General features: G+C 71.3%; 16 protein-coding genes. 5 read left to right on the forward strand and 11 right to left on the reverse strand.

The window, feature by feature from the left end; translation table 11 throughout:
- Positions 1–5: 5 nt before the first annotated feature.
- From KBX00_RS03930 to KBX00_RS03955, 6 genes are all read right to left on the reverse strand, one after another.
- Positions 6–725 (reverse strand): ABC transporter ATP-binding protein, encoded by a 720-nt coding sequence (locus tag KBX00_RS03930; protein WP_210823281.1) that lies wholly within the window; start codon positions 723–725, stop codon positions 6–8.
- Positions 725–1,507 carry an ABC transporter ATP-binding protein gene (locus KBX00_RS03935; protein ID WP_210823282.1) on the reverse strand — a complete coding sequence of 261 codons (783 nt, stop codon included), beginning with the start codon at positions 1,505–1,507 and terminating at the stop codon, positions 725–727. Before KBX00_RS03935 ends, KBX00_RS03930 begins: the two co-directional genes overlap by 1 nt.
- 80 nt (positions 1,508–1,587) lie before the next feature.
- Positions 1,588–2,736 carry an acyl-CoA dehydrogenase family protein gene (locus KBX00_RS03940; RefSeq protein WP_210823283.1) on the reverse strand — a complete coding sequence of 383 codons (1,149 nt, stop codon included), beginning with the start codon at positions 2,734–2,736 and terminating at the stop codon, positions 1,588–1,590.
- Positions 2,733–3,890 (reverse strand): acyl-CoA dehydrogenase family protein, encoded by a 1,158-nt coding sequence (locus KBX00_RS03945; RefSeq protein ID WP_210823285.1) that lies wholly within the window; start codon positions 3,888–3,890, stop codon positions 2,733–2,735. Before KBX00_RS03945 ends, KBX00_RS03940 begins: the two co-directional genes overlap by 4 nt.
- A 117-nt stretch (positions 3,891–4,007) precedes the next feature.
- Entirely contained in the window at positions 4,008–4,838 is an 831-nt protein-coding gene (locus KBX00_RS03950; RefSeq protein WP_210823625.1) for an alpha/beta hydrolase, read from the reverse strand.
- 194 nt (positions 4,839–5,032) lie between these two features.
- Positions 5,033–7,132 carry a cellulose binding domain-containing protein gene (locus tag KBX00_RS03955; protein ID WP_210823287.1) on the reverse strand — a complete coding sequence of 700 codons (2,100 nt, stop codon included), beginning with the start codon at positions 7,130–7,132 and terminating at the stop codon, positions 5,033–5,035.
- 322 nt (positions 7,133–7,454) lie between these two features.
- On the opposite strand from KBX00_RS03955, the gene KBX00_RS03960 reads away from it, so the two are divergent.
- Complete coding sequence (locus KBX00_RS03960) at positions 7,455–8,534, forward strand: glycoside hydrolase family 19 protein (RefSeq protein WP_210823289.1); 1,080 nt, start codon at positions 7,455–7,457, stop codon at positions 8,532–8,534.
- A 76-nt stretch (positions 8,535–8,610) separates the two neighbouring features.
- Here the strand turns inward: KBX00_RS03960 and KBX00_RS03965 are convergent, their stop codons facing one another.
- The 4 genes from KBX00_RS03965 to KBX00_RS03980 are packed head-to-tail and all read right to left on the reverse strand — an operon-like array spanning position 8,611 to position 13,205.
- On the reverse strand, positions 8,611–10,239 hold the full coding sequence (locus tag KBX00_RS03965; protein ID WP_210823291.1) for an isovaleryl-CoA dehydrogenase: 1,629 nt from the start codon (positions 10,237–10,239) through the stop codon (positions 8,611–8,613).
- On the reverse strand, positions 10,236–10,835 hold the full coding sequence (locus KBX00_RS03970) for a TetR/AcrR family transcriptional regulator (RefSeq protein WP_210823293.1): 600 nt from the start codon (positions 10,833–10,835) through the stop codon (positions 10,236–10,238). Before KBX00_RS03970 ends, KBX00_RS03965 begins: the two co-directional genes overlap by 4 nt.
- A gap of 51 nt (positions 10,836–10,886) precedes the next feature.
- Positions 10,887–11,768 carry a bifunctional helix-turn-helix transcriptional regulator/GNAT family N-acetyltransferase gene (locus tag KBX00_RS03975; protein ID WP_210823294.1) on the reverse strand — a complete coding sequence of 294 codons (882 nt, stop codon included), beginning with the start codon at positions 11,766–11,768 and terminating at the stop codon, positions 10,887–10,889.
- A 15-nt stretch (positions 11,769–11,783) separates the two neighbouring features.
- Complete coding sequence (locus KBX00_RS03980; RefSeq protein ID WP_307868031.1) at positions 11,784–13,205, reverse strand: MFS transporter; 1,422 nt, start codon at positions 13,203–13,205, stop codon at positions 11,784–11,786.
- Positions 13,206–13,553: 348 nt separating this feature from the next.
- Between KBX00_RS03980 and KBX00_RS03985 the strand changes: the two genes are divergently transcribed.
- Both KBX00_RS03985 and KBX00_RS03990 read left to right on the forward strand, forming a co-directional pair.
- Complete coding sequence (locus KBX00_RS03985; RefSeq protein WP_210823629.1) at positions 13,554–16,298, forward strand: beta-L-arabinofuranosidase domain-containing protein; 2,745 nt, start codon at positions 13,554–13,556, stop codon at positions 16,296–16,298.
- Positions 16,299–16,778: 480 nt separating this feature from the next.
- Complete coding sequence (locus tag KBX00_RS03990) at positions 16,779–18,152, forward strand: endo-1,4-beta-xylanase (RefSeq protein ID WP_210823295.1); 1,374 nt, start codon at positions 16,779–16,781, stop codon at positions 18,150–18,152.
- A gap of 131 nt (positions 18,153–18,283) precedes the next feature.
- On the opposite strand, the gene KBX00_RS03995 is transcribed toward KBX00_RS03990, so the two are convergent.
- Positions 18,284–19,273: a LacI family DNA-binding transcriptional regulator gene (locus tag KBX00_RS03995; RefSeq protein ID WP_208020885.1), complete on the reverse strand. Its 990-nt coding sequence runs from the start codon at positions 19,271–19,273 to the stop codon at positions 18,284–18,286.
- 577 nt (positions 19,274–19,850) lie between these two features.
- Here KBX00_RS03995 and KBX00_RS04000 point away from each other — a divergent pair.
- Together KBX00_RS04000 and KBX00_RS04005 are read left to right on the forward strand one after the other, a co-directional pair.
- On the forward strand, positions 19,851–21,503 hold the full coding sequence (locus KBX00_RS04000) for a glycoside hydrolase family 27 protein (protein ID WP_210823296.1): 1,653 nt from the start codon (positions 19,851–19,853) through the stop codon (positions 21,501–21,503).
- Entirely contained in the window at positions 21,500–23,296 is a 1,797-nt protein-coding gene (locus KBX00_RS04005) for a family 43 glycosylhydrolase (RefSeq protein WP_210823297.1), read from the forward strand. The genes KBX00_RS04000 and KBX00_RS04005 overlap by 4 nt, the downstream gene beginning before the upstream one ends.
- Positions 23,297–23,476 lie beyond the last annotated feature (180 nt).

Genomic DNA, 23,476 nt, shown 5'->3' on the forward strand with positions numbered 1-23,476 from the left:
TGCCTTCAGAATCCGAGGTAGGCGTGGCGCAGGTCGGCGTCGTCGCGCAGCCGGGCGGCCGGTGCGGCCAGGACGACCCGGCCGAGCGACATCACGATGCCCTGGTCGGCGACGGCCAGGGCGCTGCGCACGTTCTGCTCGACCAGCAGCACGGTCAGCCCGGTGTCGTCGCGCAGCCGGCGCAGCAACGCCATGGTCTGGGCCACCACGCGGGGGGCCAGGCCGAGCGACGGTTCGTCAAGCAGTAGCAGGCGCGGCCGGCCGACCAGGGCCCGGCCGAGGGCCAGCATCTGCCGTTCGCCACCGGAGAGCTGGTGGCCGAGGTGTCGCCGCCGCGCGGCCAGCGGCTCGAACAGCTGGTAGACCTCGTCGAGGGCGCGCGCGGCGTCGCCACGGTCCCGCCGCCACAACGCGCCGAGGCGAAGGTTCTCCGCCACGGTCAGCTCACCGATCACGCCGCGCCCTTCCGGGACGTGCGCCATGCCCCGCCGGACGAGTTGCTCGACCGGCGTGCCGCGCAGATCACGGCCGTCGAGGAGGATCCGACCGGCAGTCGGGCGCAGCATGCCCGACAGGGCGCGCAGCAGGGTGGTCTTGCCGGCGCCGTTGGCACCGATGACCGCGGCGATGGTGCCGGTGGGCACCCGCAGGTCGACGTCGCGCAGCACCGGCACCGGCCCGTAGCCGGCGGCCAGGGCTTCGACGGTGAGCAGGTCGCCGCCCACTACGCGGCCTCGTCGACGGCGGCACCGAGGTAGGCGTCCACCACGGCCGGATCCTCACGGACCGCCTCGGGCGACCCGGTGGCGACGACCCGTCCGAAGTCGAGCACCACGATCCGGTCACAGACCGCCATGACCAGGTCCATGTGGTGCTCGACGAGCAGCACCGCGCAGGGGTCGGTGGCCCGGTGCGGCAGTTGCCGGATCAGCTCGGCGAGGGTGTCCACGTCGTCGGCGCCGAGACCGCCGGCCGGCTCGTCGAGCAGCAACAGCCGAGGGCGCGCGGCCAGCGCCCGGGCGAGGGCGACCCGCTGGCGTATCGCGAACGGGAGGGTGCCCGGCGCGGCGTCGGCGTACGCCGTGATGTCCAGGTCGGCCAGGACGGCGCGGGCGTGCTCGCGCAGCCGGCGTTCGTCGCGGTCGCTGCGCGGCAGCCCGAGCAGGGCCGGCAGCAGGCCGCTGCGGGCGGTGTGGCTGGCCCCGGCCATCACGTTCTCCAGCACGGTGAGCCCGGCGAACAGGCCGGTGCCCTGCAGTGTCCGGGCGATGCCCAGCCGGGTCAGCCGGTGTGGTCGCGGTCGCAGTGGCCGCCCGTCGAGGGTCAGCGTGCCGGTGTGCGCGGTGACGAAGCCGCACACGACGTTGAACAGGGTGGTCTTGCCGGCCCCGTTGGGACCGATCACCCCGACCACCTCGCCCGGCCCGACCGTCAGCGAGACGTCGTCGAGGGCGGTCAGGCCGCCGAAGCGGACGCCGACCTGGTGCAGTGCGAGACCGTCCGCCATCAACCCGCCCCTCGCCAGATTATTACACTCGGAGTGTACATTTCTCGCGTGTTTCGTCAACACCTTCGATGAGCCGGTCGTCAGCGGCCGGCACCGTCGTCCGCAGCGGCCCCGCCGACGTGCGGCGCGGGCAGGTCGACCAGCCGGGCCAGGGCCTCCCGGTGCCGGTCGGCGGTGCCGAAGGCGATCGCGGTGCTCTTGGCCCGCTTGAGGTAGAGATGGGCCGGGTGTTCCCAGGTGAAGCCCAGCCCACCGTGCAACTGGACGCAGACCTCCGCCGCCCGCACCGCCACCGGACCGCAGTACGCCTGTGCCAGCGCGGCCGCCAGCGCCGGCTCCGAGCCGACGACCCGTTCGCCGGCCGGCGCGGTGCCGAGCTGGTCGGCCGCGTACCGGGCCACCGCCCGGGCCTCGGTCAGCTCCACCCACAGGTCGGCCAACCGGTGCTTGACCGCCTGGAACGAGCCGACCGGCCGGCCGAACTGGTGGCGCTGCCGCACGTAGTCCACCGTCGTGTCCAGACACCACTGCGCCACCCCGACCTGCTCGGAGGCGAGCAGCGCCGCACCCGCCGTCAGCGCCGCCGTCACCGCCGTGGCGGCCGTCGGACCCAGGGCGAGCGGGTGGGCCGGCGCGGCGGTGAACTCGAGGTCGACGAGCGGCCGGGTGGCGTCCAGCGACACCACGGGAGCCCGGCGTACCGCCGCTTCGGTGCCGTCGACGGCGTACAACCCGTCGCCGGCCGGAACCAGCAGCAGACCGTGCGGCACGGTGTCGGCCACCCCGAGCACCCGGCCGGACAGCGTCGGTCCGGGCCCGACCGTGACCGGTCCGGGCGCCGCGTCGGGCGCGGTGGCGAGACCGACGGCCAACGCCACGTCACGTTCGGCGGCGGCGACCTGGCGCAGCAGGGTGGACTCGCCGCAGGCGAGCAGCGCCGTGGTGGCCACCACGGTGCCCAGGAAGGGCACCGGCGCGACCGCCCGGCCCAACTCCTCCAGCACCACCGCGACCTCGCGGAAGCCGGCCCCGGCGCCACCGTGCTCGACGGGCACCGCCAGGCCGGTCACCCCGGTCTGGTCGACCAGCCGGCGCCACAGCGCCCCGTCGTACGGCTCACCCGCGTCGACGGCGGCGAGGGTCCGCTGCCATGGCGCGTGCGCGGCCAGCAGCGCGCGGACGCTGTCGCGCAGCGCCTCCTCGTCGGCGTCGTAGAGCAGGTCGGTCATCGGTCCACCCTCGGCTCGACGGGCAGCCCGAGCACCCGCTCGGCGATGATGGTGCGCAGGATCTCCGACGTGCCACCCTCGATGGAGTTGCCCCGGGCCCGCAGGTAGCGGTAGGTGGCGGTGCGGCCGAGCAGGTCGGGGGCCACCGGCCGACGCATCGTCCAGTCGTCGTGCCGCAACCCCTCGGCGCCACGCAACTCCACCTCCAGGCCGCTGATCCGCTGGCTCAGCTCGGCGAAGGAGAGCTTCACCGCCGAGCCCTCGGGGCCGGGCTGGCCGGCGGCGATCAGCTGGCGCAGCCGCAGCGCGGCCAGCCGGGCGGCCTCGGCGCATACCCACGCACGCAGCACCTCCTCGTGCAGGCCGCCGGTGCGTAGGTCCGGTCGCTCCCGCCACAACCGGGCCAGCACCCCGACCATCCCGCCCTCCCGGGGCAGCGGTCGGCCGCCGATGGCGACGCGTTCGTTCATCAGGGTGGTGCGGGCGATCTGCCAACCGTGCCCGATCTCCCCGATCCGATGGGTGTCGGGTATCCGGACGCCGGTCAGGAAGACCTCGTTGAACTCCGCCTCGCCGGTGGCCTGCCGCAGCGGCCGCACCCGCACCCCCGGCGCCGTCATGTCGCAGACGAAGTAGGTCAGGCCGTGATGCTTCGGTGCCGCCGGGTCGGTGCGGGCCAGCAGGATCGCCCAACGCGCCTCGTGCGCCAGGGACGTCCACACCTTCTGGCCGTCGACCAGCCAGTCGTCACCGTCGGGCACCGCCCGGGTACGCAGGCTGGCCAGGTCGGAGCCGGCGTCGGGCTCGCTGAACAACTGGCACCACACCTCCTCGCCGGTCCACAGCGGTCGCAGCCAGCGCCGGCACTGGGCCTCGTCGGCGTGCCGCAGCAGGGTGGGCGCGGCCATGCCGAGCCCGATGCTGTTGCGGCGGGGCTGGTTGTCCGGCGCACCGGCGTCGGCGAAGGCGTCGTCCACCACCGCCTGCAGGTGCGGCGGCGCGCCCAGGCCACCGCGACCGGGCGGATGGTGCACCCAGGCCAGCCCGGCGTCGAAGCGGGCGCGCAGAAAATTGGTGCGATCACCGCTCGGGTCGTGCGTCCGCAGGAACGCGGCGACCAGCCCACGCAGCCCGTCGACCGTGTGGTCGGACACTCACCACCTCCATGTTCTTGCACTGCCAATGCAATATACGGCCGCCGGTCCAGGGGACGGAAGACCGGCGGCCGGATGGGGCCCGGGGCGGACGCGACGCGGCCGCCCCGGTCGAGCTCAGTGCGGGCAGGTGTTGCGGTACTCCTCGATCGCCAGGCCGCTCGGCCCCGGGCAGAGGAACTGCTCGTACCGGGTGTCGTCGTCGACGAACCGCTTCAGCCAGGCCACCATCTGCTTGGCGGTGGGGGTGTTGACCGTGTTGGGGAAGAAGTGACCCTCACCGTTGAGTTCGAGGTACGCCTTCTCCGCCGAGGCCGGGATGCTGTTGTAGAACGGCTCGGAGTGCGACGAGACCGAGGCCACGGTGTCGTACTCACCCCCGACGATGAGCGTCGGCACCCGCAGGTTCGACCAGCTCTTGTCCAGGTTCCACGGCGCCAGCGGCACCGCGGCCTGCAACGACGGCCGGCTCGCCGCGGCCTCCAGGCTGCCGCCACCGCCCATCGAGTGTCCGGCCACGGCCAGCCGGCTGGCGTCGATCCGGCCGCGCACCGAACTGCGCTCGGTCAGGTAGTCCAGCGCGGCCAGCAGCTGCCGGCCCCGACTGCTCGGCTGGTCGAATCGGGTGATGGTGTCGATGCCGATGACCACGAAGCCGTGCGAGGCGATCCGTGGGCCCAGCCAGTCCAGGCTCGACCAGGAGGCGGTGTAGCCGGGCGAGATGGCCACCGCGCCGAAGGTGCCCGCCGTGGTGGTGGTCGGGTAGTAGATGACGCCGCCGCCGAAGCCGCTGACCAGCGAGGATACGTTCGTCGACGAGGTGGCGAAGGGGCCGCGGCTGGCCTCCAGGATCGCGTTCGTCGGCGCCGGTCCCCGCTCGTACGGGTTGGCGGCCTGGGCCGGGGACGAGGTGGCGACGACGCCACCGGTGGCCAGGACGGCGGCCATCGCCAGCCGGGCCAGGAGGGAGACGGAACGGGGACGGGTGGTGGTGGTAGATCGCACGTCGGATACTCCCTTGGGTTGGAGTGGTATCGACTGCGATCAGTGTTTGGGGCGCTCCGCCAGCACCGCATCGGCAAAATCACCAGTCCCGGCGCCGTCGGTGGAGCGCGACGGCTCCACCGACGACGCGGGTGTCCTCACCGGACGGTGCAGAGGGTGCCGTTGAGCCGGAAGGCGGTAGGTGTGACGTTCGGCCCGCTGTACTCTCCGACGAAGCCGGCGCTGGTGCCACCCCCGGCCGGGATCCGACGGTTGTCGTCGGTGCCGGTGACCCGGACGGTGGTGCCGACCTGTTCCCAGTTCGCGCTCCAGCCGCTGCCCACCCGCTGCCAGGTCGTCGGCCAGGTCCAGGTCAGCGTCCAGCCGTCGATGTCGGTGTCGGCGTTGTTGACGATGTCGACGTTCGCCACGTAGCCGTTGCCCCAGTCCGTGGTGCGGGTGAAGCGGACACCGCAGCTGCTGGTGGCCGGGCCGCCGGTGGTGAAGGTCAGCGGCGGCGACGCCCACGAGACCCGGCCGGCGGTGTCCCGGGTCAGCACGTTGACCGTGTACCTGCGCCCGGGGACGAGGTTGTCGACGGTGAGCGAGGTGCCCGAGGTCTCGCCGAGCTGCTCGCTGACCGCGCCGTACTGCCGGTGCACCTCGTACTTGGCGATCGGGCTCGCGCCCCGGGTCGCCGCCGGCCAGGAGATCGTCGCGGTCCGGTCGGTGACCTCGGTGGCCGTGGGCTGCCCCGGTGCACCGGGGTGCCCGGTGCCCGGGTCGGCCGGCTGCACCACGAGCGTGGTCAGCGAGTACGGCGGCAGGGTCCGACCGGTCGCGCTGCCGGACCGGCTGGTGGTGATGGCGGTGGCACCGTTGGTGTGGGTGTGCACCGTCGGCACCCCGCTCGACGGGGCGAAGCCGGCGTAGTCGATGGCCACCTCGTGGGCGTTGTCCGGATCCCGGTTCACCAGCAGCACCGCGACCTCGCCGTTGGCCCGGCGTACCGCGTGTGCGGCCACCAGCGGCTCGTCACTGGCCGCCCGGATGAACTGGTCGCCCGTGTGGGCGAAGCGGCTCATCATGGACAGCCCGTGGTACGCGGCGAAGGGGGTGTTCAACGGCGGCTCGCAGACCGATCCGTCCGACGTGCAGGTGCCGCTGGAGAGCATCCCGAAGTCGCCGTAGTCGGTCTGCCCGGCCACGGTCGACACCTGCCCGATGCCGTTGCGCACGTTCCACCAGTGAACGGTGAACACACCGTTGGCCAACAGTCCGCTGTAGGCGTCGGCGAGGAACAGCGCGGCCGGCTGGCTGGTCATCCCCTGGGAGGTGACGTTCACCTCGGTGAGGCTGATGCCGATGTGGCCGGAGTCCGGCCCGGCGTACCTGGTGATCTGTTCCCGGAGCAGGTGGACCGCGTCGGTGATGTGGCTGGTCCGGGGTAGCGATTCGGCGGCGCTGCCGCCCGGGTACCAGTGCACGTCGACGAAGTCGATCTTCTGGCCGGCGATGGACAGCACGGTCTGGTTCCACGGGCCCGGGTCGTCGCCCGCGGTCAGTCCGTCCGGCCAGTTCGCCGGCAGGGTGAGCACCGCGCCGACCTTGATGCTCGGGTCGACGGCCTTCATCGCGTCGGCGTACTCGACCACGAGATTCGCGTAGTAGGTGGCGCTCTTGTCGGGGTGGTGGTCGGCCTCCCACGCCGACCCGTAGTGCCCGTTGCCGTAGTTCTCGTTGCCGACCGTCCAGTACCGGGCGTCGTAGCCCTTTGTCACGTTGGCGTACCGGACCCACTCGGCCGCTTCCTCCGGGGTGCCGGTGCCGTAGTTCGCGATGATCATCGGCTGGGCGCCGGCCCGCCGCACGCCGGCCATGAAGGTGTCGAAGTCGGTGCCGGGGGCGACGTAACCGCCGGGCGCGGTGTGGTCCTCCCAGTGGTAGATGTCGGCGTAGGAGCCGCCGGGATAGCGCATCATCTGCACACCGGCCGCCCGTAGCAGGTCCGAGGTCTCGGTGGTGCCCAGCTGCGAGTCCCAGATGGCGTGGTTGACACCGAGGGCGGTGTCGGGCACGGTGGCCAGCCCGGCCCGCGCGTTCACCGTCACCGCCACCGGCGTGGTGGCCGCGACGGCGGTGGGCTGGTCGACGCCGACGAGTGCGGCGGTGCCGAGTAGCAGGCCCGCCAGCGCAAGGGCCCGCGCGCGTCCGGGTGGGGTCGGGGGTCGAACTCCGAGCCGGTCCGAGATTTCCATGATCTTCCTTCGCGGTCACGCGGAGATCCACCGGTCCCGAGCCCGACGTGCCGGGCTCGGGACCGGTGGAACAGAGACGAATCCGTCCTCGACCGTCGTCCCCCGGAACCGTGGCGGCCCCGGTTGCCCATCGGGCGACGGTCACTCACACGCGCGACAACGCATCGGCGTCCAAGAATCCCACAGCAACGGGCCCGGCTCAACGCCCGGTTCACTGCTCGGAACCAACTGTAAGGTTTGTGAACAGTTGGTGTTACCATCATGTCCGTCGATGAGCGTTCCGCCCTTCGACGTACCCCTCCCCCTGGAAAGGAGTGATCACATGTCGAGATGGCGCGCCCTGGCCGCGCTCGCGGCACTGACGCTCACCGGCGCGCTGCTGGCGGTCATCCCGTCGACCGCCGCCTCCGCCGCCGCCTGTGCCACCGCGTGGCGGTCCGCCGCGGTCTACACCTCGGGCATGCAGGTCTCCCACAACGGCCGCAACTACCAGGCGAAGTGGTGGACGCAGAACGAGGCCCCGCCCGGCACCACCGGAGTCTGGCAGGACCTCGGCGCCTGCGGCGGCAGCACCCCGCCACCCCCGGGCGGCACCTGCAACCATCCGAACTGGACCGCCGGCACCTGGTACCCGGCCGGCAGCATCGTGCGGTACACCAACGGCCAGTACTACATCGCCGAGCACGACAATCCCGGCTACGACCCGATCATCAGCACCTGGTACTGGGACCCGTACACCTGCTCGGGCACGCCGCCCACCAGCAACCCACCGACGAACCCGGGCGGCTTCGTGGTCAGCGAGGCACAGTTCCACCAGATGTTCCCGAGCCGCAACTCCTTCTACACGTACTCCGGGCTGATGAACGCGCTGAGCGCCTACCCGGCCTTCGCGCGGACCGGCAGTGCCACGGTGCAGCGGCAGGAGGCGGCGGCCTTCCTGGCGAACGTGTACCACGAGACCGGCGGCCTGGTGCACATCGTGGAGCAGAACACCGCCAACTACCCGCACTACTGCGACAGCGGCCAGCCGTACGGCTGCCCGGCCGGGCAGGCCGCCTACTACGGGCGGGGACCGATCCAGCTGAGCTGGAACTTCAACTACAACGCGGCCGGCAACGCCCTCGGGCTGCCATTGCTGACCAACCCCTGGCTGGTGCAGACCGACGCCGCCGTGGCCTGGAAGACCGCCATCTGGTACTGGATGACGCAGAACGGGCCCGGCACGATGACCGCGCACAACGCGATGGTCACCGGCGCCGGCTTCGGGCAGACCATCCGCAGCATCAACGGCTCGATCGAGTGCAACGGCGGCAACCCCGCCCAGGTGCAGAGTCGGGTCACCCGGTACCAGCAGTTCGTGGGCATCCTCGGGGTGCCCGCCGGAGCGAACCTCTACTGCTGATCCCCGGCCCCGGTGCCGCCGCCCACCGTGGCGGCACCGGACCGGTCAGCCGACCTTCCGGGTGGCACCGGACCGGTCAGCCGACCTTCGGGGTGGCCCGGTCGATGATCGCGGCGAAGTCGACGCCGGCCGGCAACGTGCCGTAGGCATGTCCCCGGTCGCCGCCCAGCCGGGACGCGCAGAAGGCGTCGGCGACCGCCGGATGACCGTGGCGCACCAGCAGCGCGCCCTGCAACACCAGCGCCAGCTGTTCGACCACCCGACGGGCCCGTACCTCCAGATCGGCCGGATCGGCAAGCGCGGACCGCACCTGGCGGACGGCGGAGTCGAGCCGGGCGTCGGCGCCCGTCGCGGCGGCCACCTCCGCCTCGAACGCCGCCATCACGTCGGGCTGGCCGGCCAGCGCCCGCAGCACGTCCAGTGCGGCGACATTCCCGGAGCCCTCCCAGATGGAGTTGAGCGGCGACTCGCGGAACAGTCGCGGCATCCCGGACTCCTCCACGTAGCCGTTGCCACCCAGGCACTCCAGGGCCTCCGCGGCGTGACCGGGCCACCGCTTGCACACCCAGTACTTGCCCACCGCGAGGGCGATCCGCTTGAACGCCGTCTCGGCCGCGTCGCCCCGCGCGGAGCGGTCCGTCGCCCCGGCCAGCCGCATCATCAGTACGGTGGCGGCCTCGGACTCCACCGCCAGGTCGGCCAGGACGTTGCGCATCAGGGGCTGGTCCACGAGGTAGCGACCGAACGCCCGCCGATGGGCGGCGTGATGGGTGGCGGTGACCACCCCGTGCCGCATGCCGGAGGCCGCACCGATCACGCAGTCCAGCCGGGTCAGGTTGACCATGTCGATGATGGTGGGCACGCCCCGCCCCTCGTCACCGACCCGCCAGGCCACCGCGTCGTCGTACTCCACCTCGGCGGAGGCGTTGGAGCGGTTGCCGAGCTTGTCCTTGAGTCGCATCAACCGCATCGGGTTGCGGGTGCCGTCGGGCAGCACCCGGGGAACCAGGAAGCAGGTCAGCCCGCCCGGCGCCTGGGCGAGGGTGAGGAAGAGGTCGCACATCGGCGCGGAGGTGAACCACTTGTGCCCGACCAACCGGTAGCTGCCGTCGGGCGTCGGGCGGGCCGTGGTGGTGTTGGCCCGCACGTCCGACCCGCCCTGCTTCTCGGTCATCGACATGCCCGCCAGCAGCCCCTGTTTGCCCTGCGGTTCCCGCAGCCCGAAGTCGTAGCTGCGGGCGGTGAGCAGCGGTTCGTAGCGAGCGGCCAGGTCGGGGGCGTGCCGCAGCGCGGGTACCGCCGCGTAGGTCATCGAGATCGGGCAACCGTGGCCGGCGTCGGGTCGCCAGACGTGGAACTTCGCCGCCCGGGCGACGTGCGCGCCGGGCCGCCCGTCGCCCCAGGGGGCGGCGTGCAGGCCGTGCGCCACGGCGGTACGCATCAACTCGTGCCAGGAGGGATGGAACCTCACCTCGTCGACCCGGTGTCCGTAGCGGTCGTGGGTACGCAACACCGGCGGATGCTCGTTGGCCAGCCGGCCGTGCTCGGCTGCCTGTTCGGTGCCGGCCAGCCGGCCGAGTTCGTGCACCTCGGCCGTGGCCCAGCCGGCCCCCTCCCGGGCCAGCGCGTCGAGCAGGGCGGGTTCGTCCGCCGTGTCGTGGCCGACCAGCGGCGGCACCTGGTTGAACACCTCGTGTGTGCTCACGACGGAACTCCCAACGCGCGGTGGATGAAGGTGATCAGGCCGCCGATGGTGTCCGGGCCGGCGACACCGGCGGCCAGCGGGCCGACCATCGCCTCGGCCAGCGCGCCGACCACGGCGGTGGAGGTCAGTTCGGGATCCTGCGCCGGCAGCTCACCGCTGGCCACACCGTCGGCGATGTAGCCGGCCAGCAGCGCCGCGTGGGCCCGCCGGAACACCAGCCGCTGTGCCTCCACCGCCGGATCGACCGGCTCGGCGAGCAGGGCGTACGCCAGACGGGGCGACCGCAGGGCCCGGCCGGCGAAGGTCTCGATGACCGCCCGGACCCGCGCGGCGGCCGTGCTCTCGGCGGTGGCGGCCCGGGTGACGGCGTCGATCTCGCCCTGGCTGGCAGTGCGGAACACCTCGGCGAAGAGGTCGGCCTTGGCCGGGAAGTGCCGGTAGACGCTGCCGGTGGCCAGCCCGGCCCGCTCCGCGACGGCCGCGACCGAGCAGCCGGCGTAGCCGTGCTCGGCGAGGATGCCGAGGGCGGCGTCGATGATCCGCTCGCGCGAGGCGGTCAGCCGCGCCCGCACCCGCTCGGTACTCCGGTACGCCACGCCAAGAATTGAACCACCGTTCATTTCTTGTCGGCAAGCGGGGTCGACCGGTCAGTCCAACGATTTGGCGAACCAGTGGTGGGCGTACGGGTTGTCGTTGTAGCGCGGGATCTCCTGGTAGCCCTCGGCGCGGTAGAGCCGCATCGCCTCGGTGAGGGTGCGGTTGGTGTCGAGACGGATGCTTGTGGCACCGGCCGCCGCGGCGCGCCGCTCCAACTCGCCAAGCAGGCGACGGCCGACGCCGAGCCCGCGCACCGAGGCCGAGACCCAGAGGCGCTTGATCTCGGCGGGCTCGCCCAGGGGTAGCCGCAGCCCACCGCAGCCCACCGCCTCGGTCGAGATGGTGGCAACCAGGAAGAGGCCGGACGGCGGCACGAACTCCCGCTCGTCCGCGCCGCCCTGGCCCAGTTCGAAGCCGACGTCGAAACGCTCGGCGAGTTCTCGCGCGTACGCCCGCAGGCAGGCACGGGCACGCGGCTCACCGGGATGGCAGGGTCCGATGGTGACCAGCGATGCCGTCAACAGGCGCTCGACCTCGGTCATGGCGCAGGTGAGCCGGGCGCGTTGGCCGTCGGTGAGCGGCGCGAGGACCGACCAGGCCAGCTCGTCGGACCTGCCGTCCAGCAGGTGCCACTCGGCACGGCCCGCGTCGGTCAGGCGGACGGTCCGCACCCGACCGTCCCCGTCGGCGGGCCCCACCCGGACGAGGCCCGCGCCCTCCAACGTCCGCAGCAGCCGGCTGAGGTAGCCGGCGTCGAGATCCAGCCGGGTCCGCAGGGCCGCGACCTCGGCACCGTCGGGGCCGATCTCCCAGAGCAGCCGCGACTGCGCCAGAGGCCGGTCGCGGGCGAGATAGCTGTCGTCAAGCGCGCCGACGCGCTGGGTCACCGTGCGGTTGAAGCGCCGCACCACGTCCACGAGTGCACGATCCACGATTGCTGACTTTAGTCAGATATCCCTTCGACGGACACCCGCCGGGGCCGAGTCGCCGGACGAGCGGCGCAGGGTCGGCACCGCCAGGGCCGCCAGCCCGGTCACGGCCAGCACGCCCGCGCAGCCGTACAGCACCGCCGGGACGTGCGCGGCCCCCGCGACGAGACCGAACGCGTTGGCCGTCACCAGCAACGGCAGGCTCTGGACCAGCACCAGCACGGACTGCACCCGGGCCAGGTGGGTGAGCGGCGTGGCGGCCAGCACGAGCGGACCGACGTGCGTGGCGAAGCCGCCGGAGCCGACACCGACGAGCACGCCGGCCAGGGCGGCCGGCAGCGGAGCGCTGCCGACCGCGAGCATGATCACGCCCGCGGCGGCCACCAGCAGACCCACGGCGGCAACCACGCCCGGCCGGCGGGACGCGCCGCGCAGCAGGACACCCACCCCGACTACCGCCGTGCCCAGCGCCATCGCCGCGACGACCGCACCGGTGGCCGACGGCGACCAGCCCCGCTGCCGGGCCAGCAGCGGCACCAGCAGCGTGCCGACCGGCAGCAGAAATCCGGCGACGACGCCGGTCACCAGCAGCGCCGCCCGCAGCACCGGCACCGACCAGGCGAGGCGCAGCCCGTCAACCGCCGCCGATGCCGGCGACCCCGAACCCGTTCCGCCGTCACCAGCCGTCCGGGCGTCACTCGACCGCCCGCGATACGTCCCGGCCTTGAGCGAACGCCCGTGAGCCGCCGCCGGCTCCGGCGACCGCCCACACACCGTCACAGCCTGCGGCGACTGGTCGTGAGCCGGCACCACCTGCGGCGACCGCCCACGACCCGGGCTGGCGTCCGGTGGCCGCCCGGCAGCGGACCGGACGATCAGCAGGACCGCCAGCATCGCCAGGAAGGTGGCGGTGTTGGTCAGGGCCGCCCCGGCAAGCCCGGCCGCCCCGAGCAGCACACCACCCAAGGGCGGACCGGCGAACAACGCGAGCTGTCCGGCGAGTTGCCGGGCCGACAGGGCGCGGGCCAGCGCCGACGGCGGTACCAGCCGGCGCGGCATCGAGCCCGAACTCGGCAGCTGGAAGGCGTCCACGGTGCCGATCGCCAGCGCGGTGAGCAGCAGCGGCAGCCGCAGATCGAGCGTCGACCACGCGGCGGCCGCCAACGCCACGGTGACCACCATCATCGCTGCGGTCGAGGCGAACAGGACGAGCCAGGCACCGAACCGGTCAGCCACCACCCCGCCCACCAACAGCAGCACCACCCGGGGCAGCACGATCGCGGTCGGCACCAGGGCGGCGAAGCGAGCACCCTGTCCGGCCGCCGACCAGGCCATCGCGAACGCCATCGCCTGTACGCCGAGCAGACTCAACGCGGTGCCACCCAGCCACACCCAGTACGTCCCCGGCACCGCCGTGCGGTCACCACTCGTCGCCACCACCGCAGCCCCCCGTCGCCAGCGTCGACCGTCGGTCGGTCGGCCGGTCGGCCGGTGTCGGTGGAGGACGCCGGCCGCCTGTCGTCGGCACCGTCCGACCTCGACCGGGTCGAGGGTCAAATCGGGGTCACCACGTTCGGCTCGTCGCGCGTCTTGCGGACCTCATATCGAAACAGTATGTTAGCGATAACATCGATGAGCTTGGCACGGTCGACGCCGCAGCGACGCACCGCCGGGCCCGGTGGACACGCACGGCGCACCGACGTCACCGCACAGCTTCTCGCCGCACCGGTCGGCCACCACCCCTCGCCGGGCCGGACGGCGATCCCCCATGTCACCACGGAGGTCGTGATGCCCTACCCGTCCCTCAACCGTCGACACGTGCTCCGGGCCGCCGGCGCGGCCGCCGTCGCCGCCGCCGTCGGTCCCGCGCTGGTCGAAGGCACGGCCAGTGCGGCGCTCGCCCCGGTACGTCCCGACCTCGGCGTCTCCGCGTACGCCTTCGAACCGGGCCAGGTGCGGTTGACCGCCAGCCGCTGGCTGGACAACCAGAACCGCACGGTCAACTACCTGCGCTTCGTCGACGTCAACCGGCTGCTCTACAACTTCCGCGCCAACCACCGGCTGTCCACCGCCGGCGCCGCGGCCCTCGGCGGCTGGGAGGCACCCAACTTCCCGTTCCGCACCCACTCCCAGGGGCACTTCCTGAGCGCCTGGTCGTATCTGTGGGCCGTGCTCGGCGACACCACCTGCCGGGACAAGGCCAACCACATGGTGGCCGAGCTGGCCAAGTGCCAGGCCAACAACGGCGCCGCCGGCTTCAACACCGGCTACCTCAGCGGCTTCCCCGAGTCCGACTTCACCGCCGTGGAGAACCGCACGCTCAACAACGGCAACGTGCCGTACTACGCCATCCACAAGACCCTGGCCGGGCTGCTCGACGTGTGGCGGCACATCGGCAACAACCAGGCCCGCGACGTCCTGCTGGCGTTCGCCGGCTGGGTGGACTGGCGTACCAGCCGACTGAGTTCGGCGCAGCTGCAGGCGATGCTGGGTACCGAGTTCGGCGGGATGAACGCCGTGCTGACCGACCTGTACCAGCAGACCGGCGACGCCCGCTGGCTGACCACCGCCCAGCGGTTCGACCACAACGCCGTGTTCAATCCCCTGGCGGCCAACTCCGACCAGCTCAACGGGCTGCACGCGAACACCCAGGTGCCGAAGTGGATCGGCGCGGCCCGCGAGTTCAAGGCCACCGGCACCACCCGGTACCGCGACATCGCCAGCAATGCGTGGAACATGACGGTCAACGCCCACACGTACGTCATCGGTGGCAACAGCCAGGCCGAACACTTCCGGGCGCCCAACGCCATCGCCGGCTACCTGCGCAACGACACCTGCGAGGCGTGCAACACGTACAACATGTTGAAGCTGACCCGGGAGCTGTGGCTGCTGGACCCGAACCGGGTGGCGTACTTCGACTTCTACGAGCGGGCGCTGCTCAACCACCTGATCGGAGCGCAGAACCCGGCCGACAACCACGGCCACATCACCTACTTCACCCCGCTGAACCCCGGCGGGCGGCGGGGCGTCGGACCGGCGTGGGGCGGCGGCACCTGGAGCACCGACTACAACTCCTTCTGGTGCTGCCAGGGCTCACAGCTGGAAACCAACACCACCCTGATGAACTCGATCTACTTCCACAACGACACCACGCTCACGGTGAACCTGTTCATGCCCTCGGTGCTGACCTGGTCGGAGCGGGGCATCACGGTCACCCAGAGCACCACCTACCCGGTCAGCGACACCACGACCCTCACCGTGACCGGCGACGTCGGCGGGTCGTGGACGATGCGGATCCGCATCCCGGCCTGGACGCAGGGTGCGACGGTCAGCGTCAACGGCGCCGCGCAGAACGTCACCACCACGCCGGGCACGTACGCCACCCTCACCCGGACCTGGACCTCGGGCGACACGGTGACCGTACGGCTGCCGATGCGGGTGATCGTGCAGCCGGCCAACGACGACCCGAACGTGGTGGCCGTGACCTACGGCCCGGCGGTGCTCTCCGGCAACTACGGCAACACCGCGCTGTCCGCCCTGCCCGCCCTGGCCACCACCTCGGTCAACCGGACCAGCACCTCGGCGTTGGCCTTCACCGCCACCGCCAACGGCGCCACGGTCAACCTGGGCCCGTTCTACGACGCGCACGGGCACAACTACACCGTCTACTGGAACGCCAACGGCCAGTCCCCGGGCACCGGTACGGCCACCTTCCGACTCGCCAACGTCGCCAGCGGCCTGGTGCTCGGCATCGAGAACATGTCCACCGCCGACGGGGCACCCGCGTTGCAGTGGGGCGACAACGGCACCGCCGACCACGACTGGCAACTGGTCGTCGACGGCAACGCGGTGAAGTTCCGCAACGCCAACAGTGCCAAGGTGCTCGGCGTGCAGAACATGTCGACCGCCGACAACGCACAGGTCCTGCAGTGGTCCGACACCGGCACGGCCGACCACCGGTGGACGATCGTGGACGTCGGCGACGGGTCACACAAGATCCGTAACGGGCACACCGGCAAGCTCCTCGCCACCCTCAACGGTTCCACCGCGCAGGGTGCCCGGGTCGTCCAGGATCCGGACAACGGCACGCCGGACAACCGGTGGCGGTTCGTGCCCAACGGCGCCCGTCGGATCCAGAACCTGGCCACCGGTCTCGTCCTGGGGGTGCAGAACATGTCCACCGCCGACGGCGGCCTGGTGATCCAGTGGGGCGACACCGGCACCGCCGACCACCTCTGGACCGCGATCGTGGACAGCGGCGGCTACCTGCGGCTACGCAACTCGCACAGCGGCAAGGTGCTGGGCGTGGAGAACGGCAGCAGCGGCAACGGCGCCCGGGTGGTGCAGTGGGCCGACAACGGGGCGGCCAGCAACCGGTGGCGGTTGCGGTACGCCGCGAACGGCTACTTCCGGATCCAGTCCGCCAACGGCGGGCGGGTCCTGGGCGTCACCGGTGCCTCGTCCAGCCAGGGTACCCAGATCGTGATCTGGGACGACAACGGCGCGGGCGACCACCGCTGGCGTTTCATCTGAGTCTGACCCGCGGTCGCCGAGGCCGCCGGGCGGGACCCACCACGGGTCGTGTCCGGCGGCCTCGGTCGTCGTCCCGAACCGCCATCGCATCCACAGTCATCGCTTGAGCATGTTATCGATAACATGCTAGTTTCGGGCCAGGAGTCACGGGCACGGCTCCTGTTTCGACTTCCGGTCACCGGGCCACGGCGGGGCCACCCCGCCGCCCCTCCCGGCGGCTGTCCGGGCCGGCATCCGCGAGACGCCGCGCGCTGTCAATCCGCGCGGAAGGGCACGCCTCGACGGCACCGAACGCCGCGTCACCTCGAAGACGGTCGCCCACACCGGCGACCGGCGCATCCCGACACCGCGCGACCCGCACGATCCGCGTCCGGGTCGACCTCGCAGTGCCCGGATCCGGACATCCGGGGCCGGCACGACGGCGGTCGGAGGCTGATCCGTGGCGACACTCCGAACCACCACCATCGAAAGGGCACATCGATGAAACCCGGAACCACCAGAGGCAGGGGCGTGGGCGTTCGGCCGCGTACCGTGCTGATGTCCGTCGCGGCCGGCGCCGCGCTGCTCGTCTCCACCGCACTGGTCGCGCCCTCCGCACACGCCGCCGCCAGCACCCTCGGCGCGGCGGCGGCGCAGAGCGGCCGCTACTTCGGCGCCGCCACCAACTCGTTCCAGCTCTCCAACTCCGCCTACGCCACGATCCTCAACCGCGAGTTCAACTCGATCGTGGCCGAGAACGAGATGAAGTGGTACGCCAACGAGCCGCAGCAGAATTCCTTCAGCTTCAGCGCGGGTGACCGGCTCGTCGCGCACGCCCGGGCCAACGGGATGTCCGTCCGTGGCCACACCCTGCTCTGGCACGCTCAACAGCCCGGCTGGGCGCAGAACTTGTCCGGCAGCGCGCTGCGTAACGCGGCGATCAACCACGTCACCCGGGTAGCCACCCACTACCGGGGGCAGATCCATTCGTGGGACGTGGTGAACGAGGCGTTCGCCGACGGTGGCAGCGGCGCGCGGCGGGACTCGAACCTGCAACGCACCGGCAACGACTGGATCGAGGCCGCGTTCCGGGCGGCCCGGGCGGCCGACCCCGGCGCGAAGCTCTGCTACAACGACTACAACACCGACGGCATCAACGCGAAGTCGACAGGCATCTACAACATGGTGCGCGACTTCAAGCAACGCGGCGTACCCATCGACTGCGTCGGCTTCCAGTCCCACCTGGGCACCACCCTCGCCGGCGACTACCAGGCCAACCTGCAACGCTTCGCCGACCTCGGCGTGGACGTGCAGATCACCGAGCTGGACGTCGCCCAGGGCGCCAACCAGGCGAGCATCTACGAGCGGGTCACCCGGGCCTGCCTGGCCGTGACGCGCTGCACCGGCATCACGGTCTGGGGGGTCTGGGACGCCGCCTCGTGGCGGGATGACAACCCGCTGCTGTTCGACCGCAACGGGAACAAGAAGCCCGCGTACACGTCGGTGCTCAACGCGCTGAACAGCGTCAGCGGGCCGAACCCGACCAACCCGCCGCCGACCACCACCGCGCCTCCGCCGGGTGGCGGCGGCTGCTCGGCCTCGGTGTCGCTGAACTCGTGGAACGGCGGCTTCGTGGCCACCGTCCGGGTCACCGCCGGCAGTGCCGCGATCCGCGGCTGGACCGTACGGATCACGCTGCCCGGCGGCGCCGCGGTCACCGGCACCTGGAACGCGCAGGCCAGCGGCAGCACCGGGACGGTGAACTTCGGCAACGTCAGCTACAACGGCCAGGTCGGCGCGGGCGGTAGCACCGAGTTCGGCTTCCAGGGCACCGGCGTCGGCCCCTCCACCACCCCCACCTGCACCGCAACCTAACCACTCCCACCCCACCCCCACCCGGCCTCCACCACCGGTTGATCAAGAAGTTTTGGTCGCGTCCAGCGCGAAAGGCCGACCAAAACTTCTTGATCGACTTTTAGAGGGTTCCGGGGGTGGGGTGGGGTGGGTTAGCGGCGGGGTGGTGGGGCTACGCTTCGGCGGGCGACCAGGGTCGGGGCAATGGTCCGGCGCAGGGCACCGCCGCTCACCGACTCGATCTGGGTGAGCAGCATCTCCAGGCTCGCCCGCGCCACGGCGCCGAAATCCGGTCGTACGGTGGTCAGCGGCGGGATGAAGTAGGCGGCCTCCGGCACGTCGTCGAAGCCGACCACGCTGATGTCGTCCGGCACCCGGCGACCGTGCTCGTGCAGGGCGCGGAGCACCCCGAGGGCGAGGTGGTCGTTGGCGGTGAAGACGGCGGTGACGTCGGGCATCCGAGCCAGCATCTGCCCGCACCGGTAGCCGGCCGCCGCGGACCAGTCCGCCGGCACCAGTGGCGGGATCTCCGCGCCGGCCGAGGTCAGCGCCTCCCGCCAGCCCTCGATGCGGCCGGCGCTGTCGAACCAGTCCGACGGACCGGAGACGTGCCAGACCGTACGGTGGCCGGCGTCGAGCAGGTGCTGGGTGGCGGCCCGGGCGCCGGCCGCCTGGTCCACGGTCACCAGCGGCATCGGTCGGTGCGGATCACCGTCCACGGTCACCAGCGGCACGTCCTTGGGCAGGCGCTCCAGCGCCTCGCCGGCCGACTCCACCGGAGCGATCACCACGATGCCGGCCACCCGGTGCGCCAGGTGCCGCTCGACCACCGCGGAGATCGACCGATGGTCGAGGTCACGCACGCTGCCCACGCTGACCGCGAAACCGGACTCGGCGGCCGTCTGCTCCAGCGCGGCCAGCAGCGACGCCGGACCGTAGAGGGTGGTGTTCTGCGCGACCACGCCGATCACCTGCGATCGGCCGGTGACCAGCGCACGGGCCGCCCGATTCGGCCGGTAGCCGAGCTCGGCGATCGCCGCCTGGACACGTAGCCGGGTCTGCTCCCGCACGTTCGGGTGCCCGTTCAGCACTCGTGAGACCGTCTGATGGGAGACACCGGCGAGGCGGGCCACGTCCGTCATCGCAGGATCGCGTACGGCCATCTCACACTCCCCGCAATCCAGTCGTCGCCGCAGCCCGTCGGCGATGACTGGCACGGCTCAGGTACAAAGATCCCCTCGCGCGGTGCCCACGCCGGCCGTGCCGTCCGGGTGGAGAGCGCTAGATCACGCACAGTCTAGCGCCAGCAGCCGCCCCGGTGGCCGCCGGGCCGTCCGCGTACCCGGTACAACGTTCTTCATCGCTGCCTGTTAGCGGTCACACTCGGATTCCACCCTGTTCGGTCCGACGCAGATCTGTTGCTTCGAGAGGCTGTGTGGGCAGGCAACAGACAATTTACAGACATTGATGATAGCGATAACATTCCTGTCATCGGAACGGCACGTGCCGACACGGCGCGGCGGGAGCTGCGCAGGGCCCAGAACAGCGTGACGACCAGCGAGATCCGGGCCCTGCACATCGGCGTCCCAAACGACAGCACGCGTACGTGGGGAGCGTGCGCGGGGTCCGGCCGCAACGTTCCACCCGGCCACGCCCGTCGAACGCCGCGATGCCGACGACCGGACCGCTCACCGCACCACCACCAAGGAGGAAGTCAACGTGCGTAGCGCAAGAAGATGGCTGACCGCCGTCCTGGGCATCCTGACGGTGACGCTCGCCGCGAGCTTCGCCGACGGGATCGTCTCCCCCAAGCCGGCGCAGGCGCTGAACAACGGCGTCGCCCGTACCCCACCGATGGGCTGGAACACCTGGAACACGTTCGGCTGCAACATCAACGAGACGCTCATCCGCCAGATGGCCGACGCGATCGTCAACCACGGTCTGCGCGACCTCGGATACAAGTACGTCGTCGTCGACGACTGCTGGTTCGACCCGAACCGGGACGCGCAGGGCAACCTCCAGGCCCACCCGCAGCGGTTCCCCAGCGGCATGAAGGCCCTCGGCGACTACCTGCACTCCCGCGGCCTGCTGTTCGGCATCTACCAGGGTCCCCTGGACCAGACCTGCGCCCAGTACTTCGACTCCTTCCCCGGCTCCACCGGCAGCCTCGGACACGAGTACCAGGACGCCCGGCAGTTCGCCGCCTGGGGCGTGGACTACCTCAAGTACGACTGGTGCTCCCCCACCGGCACCATAAACGACCAGGTGGCGCGGTTCAGCATCATGCGCGACGCGCTGGCGGCCACCGGACGGCCGATCGTCTACAGCATCAACTCGAACAGCATCCACGAGAAGACCGGGCCGCAGCGCAACTGGAGCGACGTGGCAAACCTCTGGCGGACCACCGAGGACATCACCAACACCTGGGACAGCGGCCAGACCAACGGCTACCCGATGGGCATCCAGAACATCGTCAACGTCAACGTGCCACTGGCCGGCTACGCCGGGCCGGGCGGATTCAACGACCCGGACATGCTGGAGGTCGGCAACGGCGGCATGAACGACACCGAGATGCGCAGCCACTTCGCGCTGTGGTCGATGATGGCCGCGCCGCTGATGATGGGCAACGACCTGCGCTCGGCCAGCACCGCGACGCTCGACATCCTGCGCAACCAGCACCTGGTCGCGATCAACCAGGACACGTTGGCGCTGCAGGCCGTCCAGGTCTCCCACGACGGCACCCGGCGGGTGCTGGCCAAGCGGCTGGCCAACGGTGACGTCGCGGTCGCGCTGTTCAACCAGGGCAACTCCACCACGACGATCTCCACCACGGCGGCGGCGATCGGCAAGACCGGCAGCTCGTTCACGTTGCTGAACGCGTGGACCGGCGGCACCTCCACGACCACCGGGGCCATCTCCGCGAGCGTGCCGGCACACGGCACGGTGGTGTACCGGGTCAGCGGCGGCGGCACCACCAACCCGCCGGTACCGAGCACCTTCCGGCTGCGCAGCGAGTCGGCCGGGCGCTGCCTCGATCTCGACAACTCGAACACCGCAAACGGCACCGGAACCCTGATCTGGGACTGCCACGGCAACCCCAACCAGCAGATCACCCAGAACGGCCAGACGTTGCGGATCCTCGGCAAGTGCCTGGACGTGCCGACGAACGCGACAAACGGCACCCGGGTGCAGGTCTGGGACTGCAACGGCGGCACGAACCAGCAGTGGACGTTCAACGGCAACGGCACGGTGAGCAACGGCCGCTTCCCGTCACTGTGTCTGGACGTGAACAACGCGGCCACGGCCAACGGGACCGCGGTGATCCTCTGGTCCTGCCACGGCAACACGAACCAGCGGTGGAGCCGGGCATGAGCACCACGACCCTCCGCCGCGTCGTCGCCGTGCTCGCGAGCACGGCCTGCGCGATCGCCCTGCTACCCGGCACGGCGCGAGCAGACAACCCGATCGTCCAGCACGTCTACACCGCCGACCCGGCGCCGATGGTGCACGACGGTCGGGTCTACCTCTACACCGGCCACGACGAGGACGGCTCCACCTACTTCACCATGCGCGACTGGCGGGTCTTCTCATCGGCCGACATGGTCAACTGGACCGACCACGGCACGCCGATGAGTCTGGCCACGTTCGCCTGGGCGGACGCCAACGCGTGGGCCGGGCACGTCATCGCCCGCAACGGGAAGTTCTACTGGTACGTGCCGGTCCGGCAACGCTCCAACGGGCAGATGGTCATCGGGGTCGGCGTCGCGGACAGCCCGACCGGGCCGTTCCGGGACGCGCTCGGCCGGCCGCTCGTCGGCAACGGCGAGATCGATCCGCACGCGTTCATCGACGACGACGGGCAGGCGTACCTGTACTGGGGCAACCCGAACCTGTGGTACGTACGACTCAACCCCGACATGATCTCGTTCTCCGGCGGACCGACCCAGATCCCGCTGACCACGGCGGGCTTCGGCACCCGGACCGGCAACGCCAGCCGGCCCACCCTCTACGAGGAGGGCCCGTGGGTCTTCAAGCGCAACGGGCTCTACTACAACGTGTTCGCGGCGGAGTGCTGCTCGGAGTTCATCGGCTACTCGACGGCACCCGGCCCGACCGGACCGTGGACGTACCGGGGAACGGTCATGCCCCGGCAGGGCTCCAGCTTCACCAACCACCCCGGCGTGATCGACTTCGCCGGCGGGTCGTACTTCTTCTACCACAACGGTGCGCTGCCCGGCGGTGGCGGGTACACCCGGTCGGTCGCGGTGGAGAAGTTCAGCTACGGCTCCAACGGAACCATCCCCACCATGAACATGACCACCGCCGGGGCGCCGCAGGTCGGCACGTTGAACCCGTACGCGCGTCAGGAGGCGGAGACGATCGCCTGGGGGTCCGGCATCGAGACCGAGCCGTCCAGCGAGGGCGGCATGAACGTCGGGTGGATCGACAACGGCGACTACATCAAGGTCAAGGGGGTTGCCTTCGGTACCGGCGCGACCACCTTCTCCGCACGGGTCGCCTCGGCCACCAGCGGCGGCCGCATCGAGGTACGGCTGGACAGCGCCAGCGGGCCGCTGGTGGGCACCTGCACGGTGGCCGGCACCGGTGGGTGGCAGACCTGGACCACCACCAGTTGCGGGGTCAGTGGCGCCACCGGTACGCGCGATCTCTACCTGCGTTTCGCCGGTGGCAGCGGCAGCCTGTTCAACGTCAACTGGTGGCAGTTCGCCGGTGGCGGTAGCGCCCCGACGGCCTACCGGATCACCAATCGCAACAGCGGGCAGGTCGTCGACGTCCAGCAGCCGAACCTCGACAACCTCGCGGTGATCGGCCAGTGGAGCAGCAACGGCAACGCCTGGCAGCAGTGGCGGTTCCTCGACGCCGGCAACGGCAACGTACGGCTGCAGAGCGTGCACAGCGGCAAGTGCGTCGACATGCGAGACGTCTCCACGGCCGACGGGGCGCAGATCATCCAGTACACCTGCCACGACGGCCTGAACCAGGTGTTCAGCTGGCGGTCGACCGGCGACGGCTACCACCAGTTGGTGAACGTCAACAGCAACAAGTGCCTGAACGTGGTCGGCGGCTCCACCGCCCAGGGCGCGGCCCTGGAGCAGCGGACGTGCAGTTCCGCGTCCAGCATGCAGTGGTCCCGCGCTGCCTGACCCTCGGCGCGCGGACGGATGCCGGGTGGGATCCTCCCACCCGGCATCCGCGTCTTGGGTCGTCGCTGGTGACCAGGTTTCCCGGCCCGGGGATCCGACCGGACGTGGTTGCGCGCGTCCTGTCGAGCTGAGCCGTCTGTGCTCTCACTCGGCGACGTGAGAGCGACCGGCAATAGGGCG

The sequence above is a fragment of the Micromonospora sp. C95 genome (genome assembly GCF_018070465.1).
GTDB lineage: Bacteria > Actinomycetota > Actinomycetes > Mycobacteriales > Micromonosporaceae > Micromonospora.